The sequence below is a fragment of the Pseudomonas sp. E45-MNA-CIBAN-0222 genome (assembly GCF_040310405.1).
Taxonomy (GTDB): domain Bacteria; phylum Pseudomonadota; class Gammaproteobacteria; order Pseudomonadales; family Pseudomonadaceae; genus Stutzerimonas; species Stutzerimonas stutzeri_AC.
The window spans coordinates 304,807-319,328 of sequence record NZ_JBEOPU010000003.1 but is presented as its reverse complement, the minus strand read 5'-3'; the positions used below and the strand labels follow the sequence as shown (position 1 = coordinate 319,328).

12 protein-coding genes are annotated in these 14,522 nt (G+C 63.9%); 4 read left to right on the top strand and 8 right to left on the bottom strand.

Features of this window, described 5'->3' with window-relative positions; translation table 11 throughout:
* Positions 1 to 170 precede the first annotated feature (170 nt).
* Positions 171 to 671: a GNAT family N-acetyltransferase gene (locus AAEZ08_RS07035; protein ID WP_003283799.1), complete on the top strand. Its 501-nt coding sequence runs from the start codon at positions 171 to 173 to the stop codon at positions 669 to 671.
* Between the two features lie 15 nt (positions 672 to 686).
* Here AAEZ08_RS07035 and wrbA read toward each other — a convergent pair whose 3' ends face one another.
* Positions 687 to 1,286, bottom strand: coding sequence for an NAD(P)H:quinone oxidoreductase (wrbA, locus tag AAEZ08_RS07030; protein WP_014820960.1), 600 nt, complete (start codon positions 1,284 to 1,286; stop codon positions 687 to 689).
* An 83-nt stretch (positions 1,287 to 1,369) separates the two neighbouring features.
* Positions 1,370 to 2,068 (bottom strand): pirin family protein, encoded by a 699-nt coding sequence (locus tag AAEZ08_RS07025; protein ID WP_058064315.1) that lies wholly within the window; start codon positions 2,066 to 2,068, stop codon positions 1,370 to 1,372.
* 223 nt (positions 2,069 to 2,291) lie between these two features.
* Between AAEZ08_RS07025 and AAEZ08_RS07020 the strand changes: the two genes are divergently transcribed.
* Positions 2,292 to 2,633 (top strand): FKBP-type peptidyl-prolyl cis-trans isomerase, encoded by a 342-nt coding sequence (locus AAEZ08_RS07020; RefSeq protein WP_500123959.1) that lies wholly within the window; start codon positions 2,292 to 2,294, stop codon positions 2,631 to 2,633.
* A 45-nt stretch (positions 2,634 to 2,678) separates the two neighbouring features.
* On the opposite strand, the gene mdoH is transcribed toward AAEZ08_RS07020, so the two are convergent.
* The 6 genes from mdoH to AAEZ08_RS06990 all read right to left on the bottom strand — a co-directional run bounded on the left by mdoH (position 2,679) and on the right by AAEZ08_RS06990 (position 11,341).
* Positions 2,679 to 5,255, bottom strand: a complete 2,577-nt coding sequence (gene mdoH / locus AAEZ08_RS07015; protein WP_500123958.1) for a glucans biosynthesis glucosyltransferase MdoH — start codon at positions 5,253 to 5,255, stop codon at positions 2,679 to 2,681.
* A complete protein-coding gene (locus AAEZ08_RS07010) occupies positions 5,248 to 6,744 on the bottom strand; it encodes a glucan biosynthesis protein G (RefSeq protein ID WP_500123957.1) in 1,497 nt (498 codons plus the stop codon). Before AAEZ08_RS07010 ends, mdoH begins: the two co-directional genes overlap by 8 nt.
* A gap of 207 nt (positions 6,745 to 6,951) precedes the next feature.
* Complete coding sequence (gene bglX / locus AAEZ08_RS07005; RefSeq protein WP_500123979.1) at positions 6,952 to 9,243, bottom strand: beta-glucosidase BglX; 2,292 nt, start codon at positions 9,241 to 9,243, stop codon at positions 6,952 to 6,954.
* Positions 9,244 to 9,344: 101 nt separating this feature from the next.
* Positions 9,345 to 10,124 (bottom strand): PhzF family phenazine biosynthesis protein, encoded by a 780-nt coding sequence (locus tag AAEZ08_RS07000; RefSeq protein ID WP_003283811.1) that lies wholly within the window; start codon positions 10,122 to 10,124, stop codon positions 9,345 to 9,347.
* 144 nt (positions 10,125 to 10,268) lie between these two features.
* Complete coding sequence (locus AAEZ08_RS06995; protein WP_500123956.1) at positions 10,269 to 10,979, bottom strand: LrgB family protein; 711 nt, start codon at positions 10,977 to 10,979, stop codon at positions 10,269 to 10,271.
* Positions 10,976 to 11,341 carry a CidA/LrgA family protein gene (locus AAEZ08_RS06990; protein WP_003283813.1) on the bottom strand — a complete coding sequence of 122 codons (366 nt, stop codon included), beginning with the start codon at positions 11,339 to 11,341 and terminating at the stop codon, positions 10,976 to 10,978. Before AAEZ08_RS06990 ends, AAEZ08_RS06995 begins: the two co-directional genes overlap by 4 nt.
* Before the next feature lie 301 nt (positions 11,342 to 11,642).
* Here AAEZ08_RS06990 and ccoG point away from each other — a divergent pair, with 301 nt between their 5' ends.
* Both ccoG and mapR read left to right on the top strand, forming a co-directional pair.
* A complete protein-coding gene (gene ccoG / locus AAEZ08_RS06985) occupies positions 11,643 to 13,061 on the top strand; it encodes a cytochrome c oxidase accessory protein CcoG (protein WP_058064321.1) in 1,419 nt (472 codons plus the stop codon).
* Positions 13,062 to 13,095: 34 nt separating this feature from the next.
* A complete protein-coding gene (gene mapR, locus AAEZ08_RS06980; RefSeq protein WP_058064364.1) occupies positions 13,096 to 14,505 on the top strand; it encodes a GntR family transcriptional regulator MpaR in 1,410 nt (469 codons plus the stop codon).
* Positions 14,506 to 14,522 lie beyond the last annotated feature (17 nt).

The following is a 14,522-nucleotide window of genomic DNA, read 5'->3' as shown; positions in this document are numbered from 1 at the left end:
CTGACGCAGCGCAGTCCTTCGCTCTGTCTCGCGGATCGCCGTAGGGTGGGCTTCAGGCCACCACAGCACCCGACTCTAAGGCTGAATCCCGCCCTACGGGGTGGAATAAGCGTCGCATCTGTCATTGGCTCAGCGGCTATGCTGCCGCCATCACCACACTGGAGATGCCCATGCGCCGCCTCGCCATTCCCGCCGATCAGCAGCGGGTCTACGACATCTACATGCACCCGGACGTAGTGCCCTATCTGGGCTTCGACCCCATGCCGCGCGAGGCTTTCGGCAAGGTATTCGAGCCGCTGTTCGAAAGCGCCAGCTTCTATGTCTTCGAAGAACACGGCGTGGTCCAGGGCTTCTACAAGGTGCAGCGCCATCTGGGCCGCGCTGCTCATGTGGCCTACCTCGGCACCCTTGCCGTCGCGCCCGAGGTCAAGGGCAGCGGCCTGGCACGGCGGATGATGCAAGAAGCCATCGACAAGCTAGCGGCCAGCGGCATTCGGCGTGTGGAGTTGACTGTGGAAGCGGACAACCCGCGAGCGATCGCCTTTTACGAGCGCTTCGGTTTCGTCTACGAAGGCACGCAGCGCGCCGCGTACAAGCGCAGCAGCGACGAAGGCTTCGTCGACGAACTGATGTATGGCCTGCTGCTGGGACCCGAGCGGGCCCCAGCGTAGGTACTGCGTCGTTCGTCAGCCCTTGAGCTTGCTGGTGATCTTCGCCACGTGCTCGCCCTGGTAGCGCGCGATGGCCAGTTCCTTTTCCGAAGGCTGACGCGAGCCGTCGCCGCCGGCGATGGTCGTGGCGCCGTAGGGCGTGCCGCCGTTGGTTTCGGAGATGTCGAAGAACTCGCTGATGCCATAACCGGTCGGCACGATAACCATGCCGTGGTGTGCCAGGGTGGTCCAGGTCGAGGTGATGGTCATCTCCTGGCCGCCGCCGGTGCCTGTCGAGGCGAACACGCTGGCGACCTTGCCATGCAGCGCGCCCTTGGCCCACAGGCCGCCGGTGCGGTCGAGGAAGTTGCGCATCTGCCCGGACATGTTGCCAAAGCGGGTCGGGGTGCCAAAGATGATTCCGTCGTAGTCCGGCAGCTCGTTCGGATCGGCGATGTCGGCTGGCTGATCGACCTTGCCTCCGGCGTTGCGGAAGGCGTCTTCGGGCATGGTTTCCGGTACGCGCTTGATCGTCACCTCGACGCCCGGCACGCGCCGCGCGCCTTCGGCGACGGCGTTGGCCATGGTTTCGATGTGGCCGTACATGGAGTGATACAGCACGAGAATCTTCGCCATCTTGCTTTCCTCTTTCGGTGGGTGAGTCTGAAAAATGTTGTGGATGGGATAACACGCCAGGCGGGTCGTTCCGACGGTGGGCGTCAGCGCGACTCGACCAGGACGACTTCGCTGTTTTCCACTGCTCTGATGGTCAGCCGCGCCTCGTCACGCACAGCCACACCATCGCCTGCGGCAACTTCGAGCCCGTTGACCTCGATACGGCCACTGGCGGGCACCAGATAGACACGGCGCCCATCGGCGATCTCATAGTCGGCACTCTGCCCCGCAGCAAGCGTAGCCGCTGCCAGCCTGGCTTCAGCACGAATCGGCAGTGCCTCGTCGTCGCCGGGCAGACCACTGGCGAGCGTGACGAAGGCACCGGCGCGCTCCCCACTTGGGAAGGCCCGCGTACCCCAGCTCGGCGGCAGGCCGGTCTGCTGCGGGTGAATCCATATCTGGAAAATTCGCGCTTCCACATCCTCCAGGTTGTACTCGCTGTGCACGATGCCGGTGCCGGCGCTCATCACCTGCACATCGCCGGCGACGGTACGGCCGCGGTTACCCAGGCTGTCTTCGTGCGTGATGGCGCCCTGACGTACGTAGGTGATGATCTCCATGTCCCGGTGCGAGTGCGGCTCGAAGCCCGACTGCGGCGCGATGCTGTCGTCGTTCCATACGCGCAGACGGCCCCAGCGCATGCGCTCGACGTCGTGATAACCGGCGAAGGAAAAGTGGTGGCGCGCGTTCAGCCAGCCGTGCTGCGCATGACCAAGCTGGGCATATGGACGTAGTTCTATCATCTCGCTCTCCGCAAACAGGTCCAGGGCGGCCCCGGCCAATGAGGGAGATGATCCATTCAATCAGATCTAAAATGTTTGCAATTTTCAGTCAGTAAATATCGATCTATCCGATATAAAGCAGACGAGCTGCCTTCGATTTATCTGAAGCGGGGGCCAATCTCTTGCCCGCGACGACTTTCCCTGCCACAAAGCGCTTCCTCTTTCAGCTTCAGGAAGCGCATGAATGAACGATGAATTGCTGGTCGAAGACATTCAGCTCGGCGACGGCAAAGCGGTGGTCAAAGGCGCTCTGATCACCACCCAGTACCGCGGCACGCTGAGCGACGGCACGCCGTTCGACAGTTCCTACGAGCGCGGCAAACCCTTCCAATGCGTGATCGGCACGCGACGAGTAATAAAGGGCTGGGACATCGGGCTGATGGGCATGAAGGTCGGCGGCAAACGCAGGCTTTTCGTCCCGGCGCATCTCGGTTACGGCGAGCGCCAGGTCGGCGCGCTTATCCCGCCCAATTCGGATCTGCACTTCGAGATCGAACTGCTCGAAGTGCTTACGCGCGATGACTGAAAACAAGCCCAATGCGGCTCGGGCGAGCCGCATTGGGCAGGTGACTCAGACAGCGCCCGTCAAATCAGGACGCGCCACGCGATGCGGGTACTCTTCCTGATAACGCGCGAGCCAGGCTGCGCCTGCCGGGTCTTCCCAGGCGTGCCGATGCAACAGGGCCATGCCGTCCGGGTCGTTAAGCAACCGCCAGCGCGCCGCCTCGGTATTCTCACCAGCGGGCCCGGCAGCAATGACTTCCTCCAGGCGCTGCTCACGCAGGAGTTCCGCTGCAGGCACCACCTTGGCATGGCGAGCACGTGCCATAGCGCAGACCAGCGCGTTGTAAAGCGGATCGACCACCGCCACGATGAAGCCATGGCGCAAGGCTTCAGCCTGATTCTGCTGCTGGTAAAGATCGGTATTGGCCAGCTCGGTGGGCGGTGCGTATTCCTCCGGAATCAGAAATAGCTTGCAGCGCCGCGCGGCCAGACCGAGCCGTGTATGGCTGGTGATCACCGACACCGGCGCCGACAGGATCAGCGACACCACGATCGGCGCCAACCACCAGAGAAAGGCCGCATCCAGCCAGGCGACCAATGCCGTCCAAAGCACCCCGATGACGATCTGCGAGCCATGTCGGCGCAGGGCTTCACCCCAGGGAGTTGCGTTATCGCCGCGCTGCGGCGAGTTCCACTGCACCGACCAGCCGAGGAAGGCCGCAGTGACGAACACGCTGTGGAAGAGCATGCGCACTGGCGCCAGCAGCACCGAGAACAGCGTTTCGATCACCATCGACAGCAGCACCCGCAGCCGCCCGCCATAGGCTTCAGCTCCCTGGATGCAAACCAGCAGCACGCTGAGCAGCTTGGGCAGAAACAGCAGCGTCATGGTCGCCGAGAACAGCGCGATAGCCTCTTCCGGCTGCCAACGCGGCCACAACGGATAGAGCTGGTTAGGCTGCAGGAAGTACTCGGGCACCATCAGCGTATGGATCGCCAGCAAACCAGTGGACAGCAGCAGGAAGAGGAACCACAGCGGCGCCGACAGATAGGACATCACTCCGGTGAGGAACACCAGGCGATGCACGGTGTGCACCCCGCGCACCATGAACAGGCGGAAGTTCATCAGGTTGCCGTGGCACCAACGACGGTCCCGCTTGAGTTCGTCGAGCAGGTTGGGCGGCAGTTCCTCGTAACTGCCCGGCAGGTCATAGGCGATCCAGACGCCCCAGCCGGCACGGCGCATCAGTGCCGCCTCGACGAAGTCGTGGGAGAGAATCGCCCCGGCGAACGATCCCGTACCGGGAAGCGGAGCCAGCGCGCAATGCTCAATGAAGGGTTTCACGCGAATGATTGCGTTGTGGCCCCAGTAATGGGACTCGCCGAGCTGCCAGAAATTGAGCCCGGCAGTAAACAGTGGGCCGTAGACGCGCGTGGCGAACTGCTGCAGACGGGCGTAGAGCGTGTCCATGCCCGACGCCTTGGGGGCAGTCTGAATGATGCCGGCGTTCGGGTTGGCCTCCATCAGCCGCACCAGGCAGGTCATACATTCACCACTCATCACACTGTCGGCGTCCAGCACCACCATATAGCGGTAGCTGCTGCCCCAGCGACGGCAGAAGTCATCGATGTTGCCGCTCTTGCGCTTAACCCGGCGCCGACGACGGCGGTAAAAGATATGGCCGAAGCCATCCACCGCGCGACACAGCTCGACCCAGGCCTTCTGCTCGGCAACACAGGTGTCCGGGTCATTGCTGTCGCTGAGCACGAAGATGTCGAAATGCTCGAGCTCGCCAGTTGCCTTGAGCGATTCATAGGTGGCCCGCAAACCGGCAAAAACCCGGGATACGTCCTCGTTGGCGATCGGCATTACCAGCGCGGTGCGCGCCTCGTCCGGAATCGGCTCGTTGCCGGGGCTGCTGGCCGAGATGCTGTAGCGGTCCTTGCCGCGCAGAAGCTGGAAAAAGCCCATCAGCGCAGTCCAGAAACCCACAGAGACCCAGCAGAACAGCAGCGCAAAAAGTAGCAGGATGCTGGTTTGCACCACGTAGGGCAGAATCTGCCGCGCCGACTCGCCCAGCGGCTGTACGAAAACGTCCTGCAGAACCACCAGTGACCACCCCTGGTAGGGCAACACCGCACTCATCTCCCAGGTAGCGAATGCGGTCTGGCCAAGCATCAGCAACAGCAACGCCGCACGGCGCAACGCCGCAACCCGCCGCCAGCGGGCTTCATCGAGCGGCTGCGGACTGGGCTCGAATTGCCGGCGCGGCGGCGTACGGCCCAGCATTCGGCGCCAGCCGCGGCGCAGGATATTGGTGTGCCAGGGCTCGGGCACCATGCGCGTGCGCACAATGGGTGGGGTCGACTGCACATAGTCACGCCCCTGGTGATCCTCGGCGATCACGCCAGCACGATCGAACAGATCGCCCCAGCCCAGCCGTAACCGCGCCACGACCGAATCGAGCAGACGACGTGACGGGCCGCGGTCCGTTGCAGCTTCACCCGACAACTCGTCATGCAGCGCGAGCAGCCCGCCCTGCTCCGCTGCCTGCCGGTATCTGGCCGGCTCCTCGGCGTCGTTCAACGCCAGGCCATCGCAATAGGCTTGCGCCACTTCGTTCACTGCTTGTCGCTCATTCATGGGGAGGAATCTGGTAGGTCCAGGTTTCGGAAAGGGTCTTTTCACCGTCAACCAGCGCTGCGCGCATTTCTACCGGTCGCGCCGGGTCGCGCACCTTGAGGCGCAGCGTCAGGCGCCAGCCCTTGGTGATCGAGTTGTAACGCAGGTTGTTTTCCAACAGCTCGGCGTTGTCATCGATGCTCACGCGAGTGGTCACCGGTGCATCCTCGGGGAGTTGCTCCAGCACTGGTCCGACGAAGTCCACCAGCAGAGCGGTGCTGCCGTCCGGCTGACGAATCAGGTTGGACTGCTTGACGTCGCCAGCGGATATACGGGTCTGTTGCACCCAGGCCAGCTCAGGATCGTGCAGGCCTGGCTCATCCATGGAAAAGTGCAGGCGGTATTCCAGATCCAGCGACTCGCCGGGCTCCGGCTGCTTTTCCGGCGACCAGAAGGCCACGATGTTGTCATTGGTCTCGTCAGGCGTCGGGATCTCCACCAGCTCGACATGGCCCTTGCCCCAATCGCCACGGGTTTCCACCCAGCCGCTGGGGCGTACCTCGTAGCGGTCGTCCAGATCCTCGTAGCGGCCGAAGTCGCGGGTGCGCTGCATCAGGCCGAAGCCACGCGGATTTTCCACGCTGAATGCACTGACGGCCAGGCGCTGCGGATTGTTCAGCGGCCGCCAGAGCCATTCGCCATTGCCGGCATGAATCGCCAGCCCCTCGGAATCATGCAGTTGCGGGCGATAGTTCAGCGAAGTGCTGGGCTGGTTGGCACCGAACAGGAACATGCTGGTCAGCGGCGCGATGCCGAGCTTGCCGACCGGCTCGCGCAGAAACACCTTGGCCTGCACATCCAGCGTGCTGTCCTTGCCCGGTGTCAGCACCATGCGATAGGCGCCCGTGGCGCGCGGTGAATCGAGCAGCGCGTAGATCACCAGGTTGCGCCGATCAGGCTGCGGTCGTTCCACCCAGAACTCGCGAAAGCGTGGGAACTCCTCGCCCACCGGCAGCGCCGTGTCGATAGCCAGCCCGCGCGCGGAAAGGCCGTACCACTGGCCCTTGCCGACGATGCGAAAGTAGCTGGCGCCAAGCAGGGTCATCACCTCGTCCTGTTTGTCCTTTTTGTTCAGCGGATAGAGCACCTTGAAGCCGGCAAAGCCCAGCCCCTCCAGCGCGGCCGGATCGATCTCGAGGCCATCGAACTGGAACATGGCTGGGTCGTAGCGAATCTCGCGCACGTTCGTCGCGGTGATCTCATTGATGCGCACCGGGGTGTCGAAGTGCATGCCCTGGTGATAGAACTGCAGGTGGAATGGGGTTTCGGCGTCCTTCCAGTAGGCATGCTCCGGGTTGAAGCGCACGCGCTGGTAGTCGGCGAATGCCATCTTGCGGAATTCGTCGGGCAGGTTGCTGACCGGCTCCTCGTAACCACTGGCAGCCAGCTCCTGAGCCCGCTTGGCCACATCATCAAGGTTGAACGCCAGCGCACTGCCGGCCATCAGCATGCACAACCCACCTGCCAGGCCCGCTAGCATACGAGCCGGTTGGCTCCCGGTATTCCATTGAAAAATGCGTAACACACCGCCTCCGAATTACACGTTTTGTGCAGAGTTCGCTCTGCTTCGCTTTGATATAGCTACATCCAGCCAAGGCGCCAACGAGCGCAATCGCGCAGCACTGTCTCGCGCGCAGCTCGCTGTACAGAAATGCTCTTACAAGAGTTCGAAGCGCTCGCTGAGCACCTTCTGCGAATCAAGTCCCAACTGGACTTCGAACTCACCCGGCTCAGCTACGTAGTCGAGTTTCGCGTCATGGAACTTCAGGTCGCTCTCAACCAGCACGAAGCGCACCGTCTGCGCCTCGCCAGGCTCTAACATGAGCTTTTCAAAGCGCTTGAGTTCCTTGACCGGGCGAACGCTGGAGCCGACCAGATCCTGCAGATACAGCTGCACGACCGTTGCGCCGGCACGCTCGCCGATGTTCTTCACCGTTACGCTGACCTCCAGATTCTGACCGCGTTTCAGCGCACGTCTTGAAAGCTGCGGCTTCGACAGTTCGAACTCCGTATAGCTCAGGCCATAACCGAAGGGGTACAACGCACCGTTGGGCTCGTCGAAATACTGTGAGGTGTAGTTGCCGGGACGGCCCTCGGCATAGGGCCGGCCAAGACGCGGGTGGTTGTAGTAGGTCGGAATCTGGCCGACCGAGCGCGGAAAGGAGATTGGCAGTTTGCCGGACGGGTTGTGAGCACCGAGCAGCACCTCGGTGATCGCGTGCCCGCCTTCAGTGCCGGCGAACCAGGTTTCCAGCACTGCATCCGCGTTGTCCTTGACCCAGCCCAGCTGCAACGGCCGGCCATTCATCAGTACCACGACTAGCGGTTTGCCTGTGGCAGCCAGCGCTTCGAGCAGCGCCTGCTGGCTGGCCGGCAGCGTGAGGCTGGTACGACTGGAGGATTCGTGAGACATGCCACGTGACTCACCCACCGCAGCAACGATCACATCAGCCTCGCGCGCGGCACGCACGGCTTCGTCGATCATTGCCTGGGGCGGGCGCGGGTCCTGCGTCACTTCCGGGCGGTCCCAGTTGAGGAAGTTCAGGTACTCGATCAGACGCGGATCATCGGTGACGTTCGCACCGCGGGCATGGATGACCCGGCCGGAATCGCCGATCGCTGCCTCGAGGCCCTGACGCAGCGTCACAGTCTGTGTCGCCACACCGGCTGCCGACCAGCTGCCGAGCATGTCGACATGGGAATCGGCCAGCGGGCCGATCAGCGCGATGGTCGCGTCCTTGCGCAGCGGCAGAACGTTGTCACGGTTTTCCAGCAGCACCAGCGAATCGCGCGCCACCCGCCGCGCGGCCTCTCTATGCAGGCGGCCTTCGGCATTGACCTCGACGGGATCGTCCACCGCCTTGCCGATGCGCCGATAGGGATCATGGAACAGACCGAGGTCGTATTTGGCACCCAGCACACGCCCCACGGCCTGGTCGATCAGTTCGATCGGCACCTCACCGCGCTCGACCAGCCCCGGCAGCTCCTGCAGATAAAGCGAGTCGTGCATGCTCAGATCGATGCCCGCCTCGATTGCCAGGCGCGCAGCCTCGCGGCCATCGCGGGCCACGCCATGGCGCAGCAGTTCGTCGATGGCACCGTGGTCGCTGATGTTCAGCCCGCGGAAGCCCCAGTCGTCGCGCAGCAGGTCGCGCAGCAACCAGCGATTGGCGCTGGCCGGCATGCCGTTGACGGTGTTCAACGCCACCATCACGCCGCCGGCCCCAGCGTCCACCGCCGCACGGTACGGCGGCAGGTAGTCCTGATGCATGCGCTGCGGGCTCATGTCGACCACGTTGTAGTCGCGGCCCCCTTCCACCGCGCCATACAGGGCGAAGTGCTTGACGCTGGCCATCACGCTGTCAGCAGCGGAGAGGCGCTCACCCTGATAGGCACGCACCAGCGTGCCGGCGATCTGCGAGACCAGGTAGGGATCTTCGCCGAAGCCTTCGGAGGTGCGTCCCCAGCGCGGATCACGAGTGATGTCGACCATCGGCGCGAAGGTCAGGTCCAGGCCATCGGCGCTGGCTTCGATGGCCGATACCCGACCGCTCAGGGCAATCGCCTCGAGGTCCCAGCTTGAGGCAAGCGCCAGGCTGATGGGGAAGATCGTGCGGTGGCCGTGAATGACGTCATAGGCGAAAAAGATCGGGATGCCCAGACGGCTGCGCAGCGCAGCATCCTGCATCGGCCGGTTATCGGTTCGGGTCACCGAATTGAATGTTGCTCCAATGCGCCCGGCTGCGATTTCCTCGGCGATCCGCTCGCTGGGCATGTCGCCGCCGATGCTGATCAAACGCAGCTGGCCGATCTTTTCCGCCAGGGTCATGCGTCCCAGCAGGGTTTCGATCAGCGCCTGCCGGTCATCCAGCGGCAATGCGGGCTGTGCCGCACAGGCGAACGAGCCCATCGCGCTGGCAAGCAGGACTAACGGCAACAGCCTTTTCATCATCACGTTGCGCAATCTCATAGGTTGAACCGATCAGCCACACACAGGCACACCCATCGCGCCGCCTGTGAAAGCCGATCGCAATGGGTTGAAGACTATTTTTAAAGTTCGATGGTGCCGTCGAGATAAAGCACGGCCTGTCCGGCCACCATCACACGATCCGCTTCGACCCGGCAGTGCAGAATGCCGCTACGTTTCGAAGCCTGCAGCGCCACCAGCTCGTTACGCCCCAGCCGCTCGGCCCAGTAGGGAGCGAGCCCGGCATGGATGGAACCGGTGACCGGGTCCTCGTCGCCGCCGTTGGCTGGCCAGAAGTAGCGCGAGACGAAATCCTGCTCGCTGCCTGCGGCAGTCACCACCACGTCAAGCGGGGCCAGCGTACGCAGCGGCTCGAGATCGGGCGCCAGCATCCGCACCTGCTGCTCGTCACGGTAGACGGCGAACCAGGCCTGGCGATTGCGCAGCACCGCATCCGGCTCGCAGCCCAGCCCCTGCAACAATGCCGCCGGCGGTTCGGCAACCGGCTCTGGCGCGCGGTTGGGGAAGCTCATTTCCAGCAGACCGTCAGCCCGCCGCTGCACGGTCAGATCGCCCACTGCGGCGGCGCGAAACACCAAGGGCGCTTGCGCCAGCCCCGCTTCCAGCAGCACGAAGGCGCTGGCCAGCGTGGCATGGCCGCAGAAGTCGATTTCAGTCAGTGGCGAAAACCAGCGGATGTGAAACGCCCCGTCCGCTTCGCGCACGAAGAAGGCCGTTTCGGAAAGGTTGTTTTCGGCGGCGATGGCTTGCATCAACTCATCTGACAGCCAAGCTTGCAGAGGTATCACCGCTGCGGGATTACCCCGAAAGCGTTCAGCGGTGAAAGCATCGACCTGGAACATCCGCAATTTCATGGTTTGCACCCTGCACACGGTCAAGCGACCGCTGCCTACTCTAACCGGGCGGACGGGGCGCTAGCCAGTGCTGTGTGTGGGCTGAAGCGCCCGCAATTCGTGCGCTTCGTCAGCAATCTGGATTGCGGGGACTCAACCCAGGGCGAATGGCAGCAGCAGCGCGATCAGAATGCCCAGCAGGCTCATGCCCAGCGCAGCGAAGGCGCCGCACTCATCGCCCTCCTCCAGCGCCCTGGCGGTACCGATGGCATGGGCGTTGAGGCCATAACTCAGGCCCCGCGCCGCGGGATGCTCGACCCCGGCCCAGCGCAGCAGCAGCGGTCCCAACGCGGTGCCGATAACACCGGTCAGCATGACGAACACTGCCGCCAGTGAAGCCAGGCCGCCGAGCTGCTCGGCCACCAGCATGGCGATGGGCATGGTCGCGGACTTCGGCGCCAGGCTCATCAGCACCGGCAGCTCTGCGCCCAGCGCCCAGGCGATTGTCAGCGTCAGCACCACGCTGAGCACGCCGCCCACAGCCAGGGTAATGACGATCGGCCAGAACAGCTGTTGAATCCTCTTCAGATGCCGATGTAGGGGCACCGCCAGCGCCACGGTCGCCGGGCCGAGCAGCATGGCAATCAGCGCGGCGCCCTCGCGGTAGCGCGGGTAGTCCAGGTCTACCAGGCTCAGCGTACCGACCACCAGCAGCATGCCCACCATCACCGGCTGCAAGACCAGCCAGCCGCTGCGCCGGTAGAGCATCAGCGCCAGCTGGAAGGCGATCAGGGTCAGCGCCACGGCGAACAGCGGATGGACCACAACGGCCGCCCAGGCCGTGTGCCAGTCGAATACGCTCATGCCTGATCCTCCCGCTGGCGGTCGAGCCGACGAATCAGCCGCTGCATCAGCCAGCCGCAGAATGGCACGGTGATCAGCAACGACAGCACCAGCCCGGCGGCGATGGCCGGCAGGTCATCCAGCAACGCTGCGCCACTGGTCATGATTCCGGCTGCGGGCACGATGAGCAGCAACGGCAGGTACTGCAGCAAAAGCGCCGCGGTCTTTTCCAGCGATTCGGGAATGCTGCGGCGCAGTAACAGGAGGCCGAACAACAACAGCATGCCGATGATCGGCCCAGGCAATGCTGGCAGCAGCACCAGATTGATCAGATTACCGAGCAGTTGCAGCAGCACCAGCCAGGTCAGGCCCTTGAGAATCATCGGCAGTGCTCCGTTGGCGGCAGGTCATGAATCATGACGATAACTCCTCATCGCTTGGCAAAAGGCCTCGACTATGGCCGGCCGGGCCGAGACAAAACAGGGCCAGATGAGCATAAAAAAACCGGATCAGCCAACGCCGGAATGATCCACTGATACAGGTCAACCTATTGTGGCTTCTAGCTTTGCGGACCTCGACCCGCTTGCATCTGATCCGTATTTCATCGCTTCATCTGAGTCTGTTATGCGTGCACCGTTGCGCGGATCATCTGCCTCGCCTGAAAAGCCTATGGGGCGAAGCCTAATGACCGACCGCATACCCGCGCAGATCATCGAAACCGTTGATCCAAGCCAACCCATCCGCCTGACGCCCGCCCAGAGCGGTGGGCCCATTCATACACGCAGCTTCAGCGGCCATTTTCGCAACCTGCGCCTGTTGGGTGGTGGTCTTTTGATGCTGCTCTATTTCGGCACCGTGTGGCTGAACTGGGATGGACGCCAGGCGGTGCTTTGGGATCTGGACCGGCAGCAGTTCCACATCTTCGGCGCCACCTTCTGGCCGCAGGATTTCATCCTACTCTCGGCGATACTGATCATCGCCGCGTTCGGCCTGTTCTTCATCACCGTGCTGGCCGGGCGCATCTGGTGCGGCTACGCCTGCCCGCAGAGCACCTGGACCTGGATGTTCATGTGGGTGGAAAAGGTCACCGAGGGGGACCGCCTGCAGCGCATCAAGCTCGACGCCGCGCCCTGGTCCGTCGCCAAGCTGCTGCGCCGCAGTGCCAAGCATGCGCTGTGGCTGGCGATCAGCCTGGCCACGGCGCTGGCCTTCGTCGGCTATTTCACGCCAGTGCGTGAGCTGGTGGGCGACCTCTCTCGCTTCGAACTCGGCGCAACCACCAGTTTCTGGCTGCTGTTCTTCACTGCCGCGACCTACATCAACGCCGGCTGGCTGCGCGAGCAGGTGTGCCTGCACATGTGCCCCTACTCGCGCTTTCAGAGCGTGATGTTCGATGCCGATACCCTGCTGGTCTCCTACGACACAGCCCGCGGCGAGAACCGCGGCGCGCGGCGCAAGGGCAGCGACCCGCGGGCACAGGGCCTTGGCGATTGCGTCGACTGCACGCTGTGCGTACAGGTCTGCCCCACCGGCATCGACATCCGCGACGGCCTGCAGCTGGACTGCATTAGCTGCGGCGCCTGCATCGACGTCTGCGACAGTGTCATGGACAGGATGGGCTACGCCCGCGGCCTGCTGCGCTACACCTCTGAACGCGCGCTCAAGGGCGGCGCCACCCGCCTCTTGCGCCCGCGCCTGATCGGTTATGCCGTGGCGATGACAGCGATGATCGCCGCCTTCATCTGGGCACTGGACGCGCGGCCGCAGCTGCAGCTGGACGTCACCCGCGACCGCACCCTGTACCGCGAGAACATGCAGGGGCAGATCGAGAACATGTACCGCCTCAAGCTGATCAACAAGACCCAGCAGCCGCGGCGCTACGCGCTGGCATTGGAAGACGGGCCGTTCGCGCTGCAAGGCCCGCGCGAGATTGCCCTGGCCCCGGGCGAGATCGCCGATCTGCCGGTCAGCGTGGCGCTGCTCGACAACGCCCGCGACTTCAGCCGTGAGCTGCGATTCGAGGTCAGCGACATGGCCGAGCCGAGCAGTCGGGTGAGTACACCGAGCACCTTCGTCGCCCCCATCGCGGCGCTACGCCAGTAGACTGGCCATGCCCAACCGCCACGGCCCGGACACGATGAAGCGCTACGAGAAATTCGCCGACGAGATTGCCGAACTGATACGCAGCGGCGTGCTCGCGCCGGGAGAAAAGGTGCCCTCGGTGCGCCACGCCAGCCGCACCTACGGCGTCAGCCCGTCCACCGTGTTCCAGGCCTACTACCTGCTGGAGGACCGCGGGCTGATTCAGGCACGGGCGCGCTCGGGCTATTTCGTCCGCGAACATGCCAAGCGCCCGCTGCACGAGCCGGACATCAGCAGCCGTCCGGCGGAAACCACCGATGTCGGCGTCAGCGAGCTGGTGTTCTCGGTGCTCGCCTCGCTGCGCGACCCGGCCACGGTGCCCTTCGGTTCGGCCTTCCCCAGTCCCGAGCTATTTCCCCTGCAGCGCCTGGCGCGCTCGATGGCACAAAGCGTGCGCGACATGCCGGCACGCGAAGTGATCGCCGAGATGACCGCTGGCAACCCGGACCTGCGCCGACAGATCGCCCTGCGCTACATGGTCAGCGGCGTGATGCTGCCGATGGACGAACTGGTGATCACCACCGGTGCGATGGAGGCTCTGAACCTCTGCCTGCAGGTGGTAACCGAACCGGGCGATCTGGTAGCCATCGAGGCGCCAGCGTTTTACGCCACGCTGCAGGTACTGGAACGACTCAAGCTCAAGGCGGTGGAGATTCCGGTACACCCGCGCGAAGGCATCGACCTCGACACCCTCGCCGACCGCCTCGCGCATCTGCCGATCAAGGCCTGCTGGTTCATGAGCAGCCTGCAGAACCCGCTGGGCGCGAGCATGGGCGAGGCGAAGAAGCAGCAGCTGTACGAGCTGTTGCAGCGCCATCAGGTGCCGCTGATCGAGGACGACGTCTACGCCGAGCTGTACTTCACCCGCGAGCCCCCAAAGCCGGTGAAGAGCCATGATCGCGAAGGCCTGGTGATGCACTGCGGCTCGTTCTCCAAGAGCCTGGCACCCGGATACCGGGTCGGCTGGGTCGCCGGCGGCCGCTACGCCGAGCAGATCGCCCGGCTCAAGCTGATGACCACCATCTCCCCTTCCGTGCCGGCGCAGGCCGCTATCGCCGACTACCTGCAGCATGGCGGCTACGACCGTCACCTGCGCAAGCTGCGTCACGCGCTGGAGATGCAGCAGGGTGCGATGCTCGCGTCCGCCGCCCGCCATTTCCCTGCGAGCACGCGGGTCACGCGGCCCAGTGGCGGCTACTTTCTGTGGTTCGAATTTCCCGAGCAGGTGGACTCGCTGCAGCTCCTGCAACTGGCGCTGGCCCAGGGCATCAGCCTGGCACCGGGGCCGATCTTCTCGGCGACCCAGCGCTTTCGCAACTGCGCGCGGCTAAATCACGGCCACCCATGGGACGCCCGCAGCGAGCAGGCGATGGAGTTGCTGGGCAGGATGCTGAAGTCATTCTGAAGCACTGTGCCGAGATG

What these genes read in the sequence shown, in the direction of transcription:
- AAEZ08_RS07035 (WP_003283799.1), top strand. Translation starts at nt 171, where the DNA reads ATGCGCCGCCTCGCCATTCCCGCCGATCAGCAGCGGGTCTACGACATC.
- wrbA (WP_014820960.1), bottom strand. Translation starts at nt 1,286, where the DNA reads ATGGCGAAGATTCTCGTGCTGTATCACTCCATGTACGGCCACATCGAA.
- AAEZ08_RS07025 (WP_058064315.1), bottom strand. Translation starts at nt 2,068, where the DNA reads ATGATAGAACTACGTCCATATGCCCAGCTTGGTCATGCGCAGCACGGC.
- AAEZ08_RS07020 (WP_500123959.1), top strand. Translation starts at nt 2,292, where the DNA reads ATGAACGATGAATTGCTGGTCGAAGACATTCAGCTCGGCGACGGCAAA.
- mdoH (WP_500123958.1), bottom strand. Translation starts at nt 5,255, where the DNA reads ATGAATGAGCGACAAGCAGTGAACGAAGTGGCGCAAGCCTATTGCGAT.
- AAEZ08_RS07010 (WP_500123957.1), bottom strand. Translation starts at nt 6,744, where the DNA reads ATGCTGATGGCCGGCAGTGCGCTGGCGTTCAACCTTGATGATGTGGCC.
- bglX (WP_500123979.1), bottom strand. Translation starts at nt 9,243, where the DNA reads ATGAAAAGGCTGTTGCCGTTAGTCCTGCTTGCCAGCGCGATGGGCTCG.
- AAEZ08_RS07000 (WP_003283811.1), bottom strand. Translation starts at nt 10,124, where the DNA reads ATGTTCCAGGTCGATGCTTTCACCGCTGAACGCTTTCGGGGTAATCCC.
- AAEZ08_RS06995 (WP_500123956.1), bottom strand. Translation starts at nt 10,979, where the DNA reads ATGAGCGTATTCGACTGGCACACGGCCTGGGCGGCCGTTGTGGTCCAT.
- AAEZ08_RS06990 (WP_003283813.1), bottom strand. Translation starts at nt 11,341, where the DNA reads ATGATTCTCAAGGGCCTGACCTGGCTGGTGCTGCTGCAACTGCTCGGT.
- ccoG (WP_058064321.1), top strand. Translation starts at nt 11,643, where the DNA reads ATGACCGACCGCATACCCGCGCAGATCATCGAAACCGTTGATCCAAGC.
- mapR (WP_058064364.1), top strand. Translation starts at nt 13,096, where the DNA reads ATGAAGCGCTACGAGAAATTCGCCGACGAGATTGCCGAACTGATACGC.